The 11,362-nt window shown below is 38.4% G+C and carries 11 protein-coding genes; 3 read left to right on the forward strand and 8 right to left on the reverse strand.

Features of this window, described 5'->3' with window-relative positions; translation table 11 throughout:
* The 8 genes from ABMY41_RS20505 to ABMY41_RS20540 all read right to left on the reverse strand — a co-directional run.
* Window positions 1-643, reverse strand: a 643-nt coding sequence (locus ABMY41_RS20505) for a transposase (protein ID WP_235378308.1), incomplete at its 3' end; no start/stop codon positions are given.
* A gap of 345 nt (window positions 644-988) precedes the next feature.
* On the reverse strand, window positions 989-4,189 hold the full coding sequence (locus ABMY41_RS20510; protein WP_055022222.1) for a CusA/CzcA family heavy metal efflux RND transporter: 3,201 nt from the start codon (window positions 4,187-4,189) through the stop codon (window positions 989-991).
* An 11-nt stretch (window positions 4,190-4,200) separates the two neighbouring features.
* Window positions 4,201-5,457 (reverse strand): efflux RND transporter periplasmic adaptor subunit, encoded by a 1,257-nt coding sequence (locus ABMY41_RS20515; RefSeq protein WP_235378307.1) that lies wholly within the window; start codon window positions 5,455-5,457, stop codon window positions 4,201-4,203.
* A 64-nt stretch (window positions 5,458-5,521) separates the two neighbouring features.
* Complete coding sequence (locus ABMY41_RS20520; protein ID WP_008468875.1) at window positions 5,522-6,739, reverse strand: TolC family protein; 1,218 nt, start codon at window positions 6,737-6,739, stop codon at window positions 5,522-5,524.
* 83 nt (window positions 6,740-6,822) lie between these two features.
* Entirely contained in the window at window positions 6,823-7,173 is a 351-nt protein-coding gene (locus ABMY41_RS20525; RefSeq protein ID WP_199525849.1) for a hypothetical protein, read from the reverse strand.
* Between the two features lie 55 nt (window positions 7,174-7,228).
* Entirely contained in the window at window positions 7,229-8,131 is a 903-nt protein-coding gene (locus ABMY41_RS20530; RefSeq protein ID WP_004588886.1) for a cation diffusion facilitator family transporter, read from the reverse strand.
* Window positions 8,118-8,849, reverse strand: a complete 732-nt coding sequence (locus ABMY41_RS20535) for a transglutaminase family protein (protein WP_004588887.1) — start codon at window positions 8,847-8,849, stop codon at window positions 8,118-8,120. The genes ABMY41_RS20530 and ABMY41_RS20535 overlap by 14 nt, the downstream gene beginning before the upstream one ends.
* 55 nt (window positions 8,850-8,904) lie before the next feature.
* On the reverse strand, window positions 8,905-9,519 hold the full coding sequence (locus ABMY41_RS20540; protein WP_004588888.1) for a cation transporter: 615 nt from the start codon (window positions 9,517-9,519) through the stop codon (window positions 8,905-8,907).
* Window positions 9,520-9,596: 77 nt separating this feature from the next.
* On the opposite strand from ABMY41_RS20540, the gene ABMY41_RS20545 reads away from it, so the two are divergent.
* The 3 genes from ABMY41_RS20545 to ABMY41_RS20555 all read left to right on the forward strand — a co-directional run bounded on the left by ABMY41_RS20545 (window position 9,597) and on the right by ABMY41_RS20555 (window position 10,916).
* Complete coding sequence (locus ABMY41_RS20545) at window positions 9,597-9,986, forward strand: Cd(II)/Pb(II)-responsive transcriptional regulator (protein WP_004588889.1); 390 nt, start codon at window positions 9,597-9,599, stop codon at window positions 9,984-9,986.
* 42 nt (window positions 9,987-10,028) lie between these two features.
* Window positions 10,029-10,406 carry a MerR family transcriptional regulator gene (locus ABMY41_RS20550; RefSeq protein ID WP_004588890.1) on the forward strand — a complete coding sequence of 126 codons (378 nt, stop codon included), beginning with the start codon at window positions 10,029-10,031 and terminating at the stop codon, window positions 10,404-10,406.
* A 102-nt stretch (window positions 10,407-10,508) separates the two neighbouring features.
* The gene (locus ABMY41_RS20555; RefSeq protein ID WP_235374293.1) at window positions 10,509-10,916 is read left to right on the forward strand and encodes a MerC family mercury resistance protein; all 408 of its coding nucleotides are present in this window, start codon (window positions 10,509-10,511) and stop codon (window positions 10,914-10,916) included.
* Window positions 10,917-11,362: the final 446 nt, after the last annotated feature.

Here is an 11,362-nt window from a genome sequence, read left to right on the forward strand (position 1 = left end):
CTTTAATCTCGTGTAGTTTTTTTAACTGGCTGCGAAAGTCAGCTAGCCTATCTTTTGTGGCTTTAATTTTTGTGACGTTAGCTTGCTCTTTATCGGCTTCATCAAGTAATTCAAGGTAACGTTCAATATTCTTTTCGACTCGGTCGATGTGGAATTTAACTTTGCTTGGCGTAAAATTATTGCCTTTGTTGTTGCTAGCTTTAAACTTACTACCATCGATGGCAACAACTGGTTTCTCAAACATATTCAGACGACGGCAGACTTCAACAAACGTTTTGCACACATTTTTTATACCATCTCCGTTGTCTTTTCTAAAATCAGCAATCGTTTTAAAGTCGGGTGCCAACTTACCAAGTAGCCACATCAGTTCAATATTGCGTTGGCATTCGGTTTCTAATCGGCGGGATGATTGAATACGGTTGAGGTAACCATAAAGATACAGTTTTAATAATGTGGCTGGATGATACTTAGGGCGGCCTGTGGACTTTAAAGTTAACCCTTTAAACTCCAATTCAGCTAGATTTAGTTCCTCAATGAAAACATCAATCACTCTGACCGTATTATCTTCACTGACGTAGTCTTCCAACGATTCTGGAAATAACGTTGATTGGTCACGACTTTCACCGCTTATAAACTTTGACATACTGCCTCAACCCTCAACTGAATCAATAGTCTTATTATATAAATATCAGTATATTAAGTGAACTAAATGTATAGATTAATAGATCATAAGCAGAACATACTTAGACCAAAAGGTGATCAGAGTTTTCACACAGTCTGTGCCATAATCCGACCTTGAGACACATAGAGATTAAGACTGCAAAGATACGAAAGCGGAAGTTAGCTTTGGCCTGTTTAACGACAAATATTCCGACAAAGCAGTCATGACTATTAGTTTATTGTTAAATCTAATCTTTCTTTTCGTTCATCTACTCAATAACCCCACGCTAAACGTGACTTTAGCGTGGGGTTAGAGTTCACAGTAATTTTATCTGGATAGCTCTTTTATTTTTTTCTCTGAAAACCAGCGATATAAAACAGGTAAAACAAATAATGTTAACAGTGTTGCAGTTACCAAGCCGCCAACAATAACACTCGCTAATGGGCGCTGTATTTCTGCACCAACACCATTAGACATTAACATCGGTATCAAACCTAAAGCTGATGTTATAGCAGTCATAAGTACAGGTCTTAATCTTGAAGTAGCGCCTTCAAAAACGGCTTTAGATGCTTCTAGACCGTCTTTAATACGTTGGTTGATACTTTCTACCATAACGACCCCATTCAATACCGCTACACCAAATAAGGTAATAAAGCCAACGGAGCTTGGTACAGACAAGTATTGTCCAGATAAATATAAGGAGAAAACTCCGCCAATTACAGCAAGCGGCACGTTGACCAATATCAGCATAGCTTGACCAACAGAGCCAAAAGCAAAGTAAAGTAACAATGCAATTAGCGCTAAAGATAGAGGTACAACGATAGCTAGTCTGCTTTGAGCACGCTGCTGGCTTTCGAATTGGCCACCTATTGCTACCGAGTAACCTGAAGGTAGGTCAACTTTCTCAGCAATAACTTTTCTGATGTCGGCTACTACACTACCCATATCTCTATTCTGAACGTTTGCTTGAATAACGACACGCCTTTGAACATCATCGCGCCTTACTTGAGGAGGACCTGATTCAAATGAAACAGTTGCAACATCACCTAAGCGTACCCAGGCGCCTGTTGGTGACTGAATTCGAATATCTGAAATAGCTTCCTTATTTTGTCGGTACTCTTCTTCAATACGCACGTAAATATCATAACGTTCATTGCCTTTGATGATTTGTCCAGCTTCAACCCCTCCAATACCATCTCGCACAACTTCCATTATATCAACAACTGAAAGTCCAAAGCGCGATAGCTCTTGCCTATTAGGTTTTACGACAAGTTGCGCTTCACCTGCAATTTGCTCAAGAGCAACATCTCTTGCACCATCAACACTCTTTATAGCCGCTTCGATCTCTTGTCCTTTAGCTGCTAAAACGTCTAACTCAGGGCCAAATAACTTTATCGCCAACTGAGCTTTTACGCCAGATAGTAACTCATCAACACGAGTCGCAATAGGTTGAGAAAAGTTTAGTAGTAAGCCAGGAAACTCCTCTAAAGATCTCTCCATTTTCCCTTGAAGTTCATATCGATTAGATGCACTGGTCCACTCAGAAACAGGCTTCAACCCTATGTAAATTTCTATGTTATTCACAGGCTCTGGATCTCCACCTATTTCGGCTCGACCAATTCGGCTTAATGCATAGGTTACTTCAGGAAAAGCCATTAGTTTTTCTTCTAGAATTGGTGCCACAGTGAGCGCGGTATCTAAACTGGAAGAAGGTGCCAGCGTTGCTCTTAAGTTTATCGTCCCTTCTTCTAACTCAGGTACAAATTCAGTACCAATTAATGGAACTAATGCAAAGGCAGAGAAAACTAATATAAGTGCGGCTGAAATGACTAACTTGGTGCGTTTTAGTGCGAATGTAAGCCCTTTTCTGTAGAGTTTGTCTAATGGCCTAAGAACAAAGCTTTCCCTCTCTTTTACACCTGACTTAAATAAATAAGTTGCCAGTGCAGGTACGATAAACAACGCAACCACAATCGCAGATACAACGGCTAAGATGATGCTTATTGCCATAGGTTGGAATAACTTTGCTTCAACCCCTTCAAAGCTGAACAATGGCGCAAATACGACTAAAATAATCGAGGCAGCAAAAAAGACGGGACGAGCCACTTCTTTACCTGCATTTTGCAGACGTAATTTAATGCCGTGCTCATCGTGTTCTACATCGTGCGGATCTGCGTCAGAAGTTGGAACACGTTCCTTTACCGATTTCGAATGTGTCGCGTCAGGTCTATTTAAATGTTTAAACATATTTTCAACCATAACCACTGAGCCATCTACAAGCATACCAATAGCGACCGCTATGCCACCCAGTGACATAAGGTTTGCAGAAATGCCCCACCAAGCCATGATCATTAACGCGATACCAATTGAAATTGGAATAGATATTAATACCAAGAAGGTTGCACGTAAATTCATTAAAAATAGTGCTAATACAATACAGATGAAAATAAATGCTAGTAATAGTGCATCAACCACTGTATTTACCGCTTTTTCAATCAAATCAGCCTGATCATAAAAAGGCTCAAAGCGAACACCTTTTGGCAATGCTTGATTAATTAATGGAATTCTTGCATTGATACCATCAATGGTGGCTTTAGTATTTGAACCCATGCGTTTTAAGACAATGCCAGAGACAACTTCGCCTAAATTTTCGACTTTACCGTCTTCGGTTTTGCGCGTCATGGTGACAGCACCTTGACGAATTTCACTGCCCATTTCAACTTTAGCAATATCTGAAACCGTAACAACCGTACCATCTACTGTTTTAACGGGAACTTGTTTGATATTACTGATGCCAGCCTCACCACTCTCAAACCAGCCTGTGCCTCTAATCACAAGCTGCTCTTGCCCACGGTTCATGTACCATCCGCCAACATTCGCATTGTTGTTATCTAGGGCACCAACAACGTCTTCTTGCGTTAGTTCATATGCTAAGAGCTTAGATGGATCGACATTGACTTGGTATTGCCTAACATTACCACCAAAAGATAATACATCAGTGACTCCATCGACAGGCATAACGAGTAACTTAACAATCCAATCGTTAAGGCTTCGAAGCGCCATAGCATCATAACCTGCACCTTTATCTGAAATAAGAAGATACTGAAATACTTGGCCCAGCCCAGAGGTGTTTGGTCCCATTTCGGGTGTCCCAACACCTTCTGGTATCAGTTCTTTTGCGGCTTGAAGACGCTCAAATACGAGTTGTCTTGCAAAGTAAATGTCGGTGCCTTCTTTGAAAACAACCGTAACGCCAGACAAGCCTGTTTTAGAAATTGAGCGCACTTGTTCTACATCAGGTAGGGCATACATTACCGCTTCAATGGGGTACGTAATGAGTTGTTCAACTTCTTCAGCAGCCAGTCCTGGCGCTTCAGTATTTACAGCAACTTGAACATTAGTAACATCAGGAAAGGCATCCAAATTTAATTTTGGGATCACCATAACTGCACCAACCATAGTGGCAAACAGCGCAATCAAAATCAGGAGTCTATTATTAACAGACCAATCTATTATTTTATTAAACATAGTCTTGCTCCCTAGTGGTTGTGCGGATCAAATCCGCCTTTAGCGATTTCAGACGCAACAAAAAATGCGCCTTTAGTTACAATTCGCGTTCCACTATCAAGGCCAATGATTTCTCTAAAACCACCTAAGGCTCGGCCTAGTTCTATTTCTACAGCTTTAAATTCTCCAGGGTGGTCTTCGACAAATACTGTCCAATCACCATCTGCGCTGCGGATCAATGCTTCTTCTGGCACAGCCATCACTTTCTGCTTTGTGGCAAACTGAAAGTAAACTTTTACAAACATGCCTGAATGAAGATTATCATTCGAATTATCTACTCCTAACCTAATAATTCGAGTACGAGTAATAGGGTCAATTGTATGGGCTTCTTGGATAACTTTGGCATTGTAACTCTGGCCTTCTAATTTAAGTACCGCAGGAGAATCAATTGATAAATTTAGCTTTTTATTTGGAGAAACTTTTGCTTCAACCCATAGTTGTTTTTCATCTGCTAACAACATTACTGAATCACCAGCATCAACACGTTGCCCTTGGATAAAATCGTCTTGAAGTACAACCCCTTCACGCTGAGCAATTAATGTATATTGCCCAAACGCTTTTATGTCTTTGTTAGAAATGCCATCTATTGCTTTTTCAGTTAACCCTAAAGCAATAAGCTTCCCGTAACTCGCATTGTATGTAGTCTCTGCTTGTAATAATCTACTTTCACTCACCGTCTTGTTACCCAGCTTTTTCACACGTTGCCATTCGGTTGAAGCGATTAAATAGTCAGCCTGTGCTTGTGCCATTGCTTCACTAAATAATGTAACTAACTTCTGACCTATTTCTACATGCTCTCCAAGCGCTGCATGGCGACTAATAATGACTGACTCTGTACGTGGCGATACCACATAACTTTTATAGCCATTAGCTTTTATTTCGCCTGGTGCATATACGGTGCTAAATTGATATTCAGGCTTAACACTTTCCACTTTAATGTTAGCAAGCGACATCTTCTTTGGATCAATAGTGATACCTTCTTCATGTCCTTCTTCTCCCTCTTTATTACCACCTTCATGGCCGTGCTCGTCATGGTCACCTTTATCTTCTTCATGTCCCTTTTCGTGTTCATGCTCATCTTGATGTTCTTTTTCTTCTTGTTTCGAAACGTTTGTGACAGAACCAGTTCCATCTGACGACTGTGCAAAAGCATCATGATTTGTAGTAAACCCAACTAACAGGCAGCTAATTACTACGGCTAAAAATTTTTTACTAATTACTGTATTCATTTTTGTAACCTATATTTTTAATAAATTTAAGATTTCGTTTTTCGCTACTGAAAAAACAAAGCGCTCAAATCTCAAATTTGGATAACTGACCCATACTTAAAATGAAGGATATTTCTGCAAGCTTGAATTGATTTTCCAAACGTATTCCTGCATGAAGCCCTTCCGCACGTTGATTTAATGCAAGTAAGTAGTCAGAAGTATTAATGTCACCAGCTTCCCAGCGCTTATTTAATAAGTTTTCGCTGCTATCTAATCTGCCTTTTGTCAGTTTTTGCCATTGCTCATAATATTTTTTACTGACAATAAGCGATTCATAATTAGCTTTTGCTTCAAATGACTGCTTTCGATAAACCGACCGAAAGTTAGCCTCTGCTGCAATTGCTTCTGAATAAGCGGCTTTAACAGTATCTGAATAGTTATTTCTGATATTTAAAGGCATTGAGAAAGTCACGCCAATCAAGTCTTCATCTCCACTTTTCCCTGCGTTAACTCCAATGGTTGGATTGGCTTTAGATTCCATAGTGGTTAGTTGAGCTTTAGATTGTTTTATCTTCCATTGCGCTCTAGCGAGTTTAACTTTTGGATGTTCCTCAACCCACTGAGAGTTAAATGAATAGTTTGTTGCTCCAAAAGTAAATGAAAACAAATTGGTAGTATTAGGCGTCCAATCAGGCAATAACTCCTGAACATTTACCTCTGCATTTTTCAAAGCAATTTGCGACTCAGATATTTCACTGAAAACTTGGGACAAGTTTAAATAAACCAGTTCAGCGTCAAGTGGCTCTAAAAGTCCTGCTTTTCGCTTATCTTCAATAATTCCAACGAGCGTTTGTAATTGATTTTCTCTTACTGAAAGTAACTGAGCCACCTTTTTTGCTGCTTGCCAATTAACTATTGCAGTTAAAGCGTTAGCCTTTTTAGAATCGAGTAGAGATAACAATTGTTGCTGGTTTGCATAAACACCAATTTCACCAATGCTTTTATTTGCTGATTGCTTATCCCAAAAATCAATCGTTTGACTGATACCAATAGAATAATTATCAAAATCACCCTCTTTTTCATAGCTTGCTTCAAGCTCTGGGTTATATACGGCTTTAGTTAAGCTCTTGGCTCTATGATTACTTGCATTAAGTAACTCTTTAGCCGCAACAACTTCGGGATCTTTATTTATTTGACTATCTAGCCATGAAATACTTTTCTGTTTGGCATAAGTGGCAACTGAAAAACTCACAGCCATACATAAAGACAGGACTAAACCTGCATTTTTTAAATATATATACATAAAAATTCTTAATTTTAAAATTAATAAACACGAAACCTTTATCCATTATTAAAGGATAAATAGGTCATTAAAAATTAATCTAATTAAGAAATAGGCGGACGAAGTATCGCTTCATGAAAGGTACTTGTTTGATCAATTTGATAAGGCGTTTTATTGATAATGTTTAGTTTGCCCGTGGTATTTGAATTACTGACTAAAATCCAAGATAAGTGGCTGCCACTGCAATGTCCGCAGTGATGACAATCTTTTTCATTATGCTGCTCATCACCTACATTATCATTTGAGACATTTCGATCATCTGCATGATCATGTTGAATTTGAAGGTGCTCTATATCTATTTGGTGATTCTCAGGTGTTGCGGATACAACAGCAGTTAACGATTGCAAAACAATCGAAACGACTAATAGTATTTTTAACGCAACATTGAATTTCAAAATAAACACCTACTTAAATATGAAAAATTATAATATCAAAAAAAGGTTTTCTAAACTAGCCATGCGCATGTTTTTCATGCTCGTCACGGCAAGTTTCTTGAGGAAACTCAAACTCAATGGTTGTATGAGATAAATTATAAGAAGAAAGTTCCTTAGCCACTTGTTGTTTTAGCCTAATTAATTTATCAACCTCAAAGTTATGGGCTAACTCTAGGTGAGCAGTTAATACGTGACTTTCCCCGTCTAATGACCAAAAGTGCATATGATGAATCCCATTAATTTCAGGTATAGCCTTTATCGCTTTTTCAATATTATTCTGCACTTCTTCATCAGGTGTAGCTTGAAGAAATAGTGCCAATGTTGTTTTCAGGTTTTTCAAAACGTTAAACAATATAAACAGTGTAAAGCCTATAGAAAGCAAAGGATCTAATATTGGTAGATCTACAAAAAGCAGCACGATAGAAACAATTAGGACTGCAACCCAGCCAAGTACGTCTTCAAGCAAATGCCACGTAAGTACTTTTTCGTTCAGCGTTTTACCCGCTTTTAGTTTAAATACTGCATACCCATTAACAGCAACCCCAAGTAATGCAAGACCCAACATTCCTTCAGCCATTGGCATTTCAGGATTAGATAATCTTGGTATTGCTTCAAATAGCACCCAGACAGAACCAATAACTAATACAATACTGTTAATTAATGCGCCAAACAGGGTAAGACGACGATAGCCATAGCTAAATCTATCGGATGCTTCTTTATCCGAGAAACGACTCAGTATCCAAGCGAATCCTATAGATAAACTGTCACCCAGGTCATGTACAGCATCAGCCATAATAGCGGTACTGTTGGTTAGCCAACCACCAATAAATTCGATAATAGTAAATGAAACATTAAGGAAAAATGTCCAACCTATACGGTCGTCTTTTCCATGCGAATGGCTATGGCTATGATTGTGCATTTTCCACCTCAAGAACTTTTAAATTTCTTACATTGACTACGTTAAAATTGATAAAGTGACGGATCACTCGTTGATACATCCAACGTTTGATTCCTGATAAGTTAGTTCCTTTTTCGAGATAAAACTCATCAGGGGAATTATAAACACCAAAATCATCATGAATACCTTCTTTTTGTATATAGGTATCTTGACCACGCCAATCTGTATCTGGCGAAGAGAAACACTTTGTTGCAACACCATAACCACAAAATTCGTTTTTTATTTGACTAAATTTGTGCTGTAGTGAACTTAAATATTGTTCATCTAATATAAAGCCTTCTAAGTTTATCCAACGATCCTTGAAATAAACTTCAATCCAACTATGAATGATATATTTAGGTGCTAACCAAAATACATAAGTTGGAATAGCTCCTTTTTGTAATCGCTGCTCAATAGTAAAGCCGTGAAAACGACATTGAATACCTAATCCTCGTAACAAAGCCATCAGCAAGTTACCCTTGGTATTGCATTGTCCGTAACCATCGGCTAAAACACTGCTTGCTGAAATATCATCACTCTCATTGTAACCAAATAATATTTCATCTTTAACAAATTGGTAGGCTGCACCAATTTTGTTGAAGTCATCGAGTTCTTGCCAATTACGCTCAGAAATTAATGATTGAATTGTAGAGTGTTCAAAATTTACTATCTTGGTTTTTTCTAGATATTTGCTATTCATTGATGTTTCCTTACTTTGAACAACCAAAGGTTGATTGTTTATCTTCATTTGGTGTTTAACGTGTTTTCTCAGCAACAGCTAATTCTTGTTTAGCATCGCTTAGTATTCGGTAAGCGCCTCGAAGAATTAACATTGAAATGATGCTACCAATGACGATATCAGGCCAACGCTGTTTCAGCACCATAACGAGTATGCCTGCGATAACGACACCAAGATTTGCAATTACATCATTCGCTGAAAATATCCAGCTAGCTCTCATATGTACTTCATCGTTGTTGTGCTTTCGAATAAGGATGAGACAAATCACATTTGCAACTAAAGCAACCATGCCTACGCCAATCATAAACCAAGAGTGAGGCTCACTTTCACCATACAGCCTTCTAGCAATATCCATTAGAATTAGCACGCCTAACCCCAGTTGGAAATAGCCACTCACTAAAGCAGCATTAGCCTTATGTTGGATTGACTTTCCCACCGCGTATAGTGCAATTGCATAGACGATTGCATCCGCTAGCATGTCTAACGAATCTGCAATTAAAGCCGTTGATTCTGATAACCAACCAAAGCCAATTTCAAAAACAAACATCGAGGCATTGATAGCCAGAAGCCAATAAAGCACCGTTTTTTGCTGGTTATCTTTTAGCTCAACTTCACACCCACAATCGCTCATTTTCATCTCCGATTAACTTGTATGCTCTAACTATAAATCCTATAGTGACTATAGGGTCAAGTTTATTTGGAAATTTTATGAAAATTGGTGAGTTATCGAAAACATCGGGGTATTCAGTACAAACCATCCGATATTATGAAAAGGAGGGCTTGCTGTCAGATCCTGATCGCACTGAAGGGAATTTCAGGTTGTATTCTAATAAGGCATTTAAAGAGCTAGAGTTCGTAAAGCATTGTCGAAGTTTAGATATTCCGCTTAATGATATTAAGCGACTCATTGAATTAAAAAACAAGCCAGAGGAGAGTTGCTCTAGTGTAAATGCATTAATTGATCGGCAACTAACTTTAGTTAATCAACGAATGAAGGAATTGAATGCACTCAAAAAAGAGTTAAAACTAATGGCAAGCTCTTGCGGGTCTGACGGTACAATTGAAGTCTGTGGCATTATCAAGTCATTAGATAGTTGAACTAAATATAACTTTAGATTAGTAGTATTCACAAAGGCAATAATGAAAACCATTGGCAAATTAGCACAATCATTAAATTTAAATGTAGAAACCATTCGTTTTTATGAACGAGAAGGACTGATTACACAACCTGAAAAACCAATATCTGGTTATAGACAATATGACGAATCAATAGCAGGACAACTTAGGTTTATCACAAAAGCCAAAGCGCTCGGCTTTACGTTAAGAGAAATAAAATCGCTAATGTCTATGGACAGCAACTGCGCTCAAGTTGAGCTATTAAACCGACAAAAGTTAGCAATCATTCGAGATAAAATTAATGACCTTCAACGTTTAGAGAAAGTAATTGTGGGTATGACAAATACCTGTATGCAAAACGAAGATCCAACACATTGCCCCATAATTGACTCATTAAAATGATTGACTCCGTACTTGTATACGGAGTTTAGAATGATGGTAATATCAACCAATAGACTTTCAAATGATAAATAAAATATTAGACAGAGTAGGCTCTAGTGGCGTTTGGCTAGCGGCACGGCCTGCCTCCCTGCATTAAGGTCACTTGCATCGGCATTAGGACTAGGCTTCTTCTCTCACTTCGAAGGAATAGCTGTAAATACGCTTTTACCTATTTTTGCATCTTTGGAACTATTGGTAAACTTATACAACTGGCACAAAAATAAAAACCATACCAGAGCTGTCTTCAGCATTCTAGGGCCTGTAGCAGTGCTATTAACGCTTTATCCTCTTTGGCTATATGATTGGAGCACATACCTATTTTACTTTGGTATTTGCTTAATGGTCGTTATGTCGGTTTTGGATATCGTAAAACCAGTAAGGGAGCAAACATGCAACGTATGGCTAATTGCCGTCGTTGAAACGATTAACGGTCAATGTCTGCTTTTCGCTCAAAGCCGACCTATAGAGTAATTACGTTAACACGTTTTGGGGCAAAAGCTTGTTAGAACAAAAGGCAGACTGAGACAAATAGCATCGAAAAGTTTCGAACTTTATTGTCATGGTTTTAGTATTTATTGTCGAGTTTCATACTTTAATGTTATGCATACTTAAAAGTGTAACATCTCCTTTAATGGTTAATATCTGCGGTTGTAAGGGTGAACTGAACTAAAGCATAGTTCTTATAGAGGTAGTACTTTCTGTGCTGATTGGAATCTAACAGAGGCGATGTTGCCAAACTCATTTCTGCCCCTTTTCGAGTTAGCAAATTGCATATTTTGCAAATTGGTTTTGTCGGATAGACGACACCTGTTACCAAGTGTCGCCCTCCTAAGAACCGTACGTGCAACTTTCACTGCATACGGCTCAAGCCTTCACGAAGGCACCTAATTGGTACCCAGCAACTTATAAAGCAGCGA

Origin of the sequence: Pseudoalteromonas sp. BZA4 (genome assembly GCF_040104395.1) — a bacterium.
Lineage (GTDB): Bacteria > Pseudomonadota > Gammaproteobacteria > Enterobacterales > Alteromonadaceae > Pseudoalteromonas.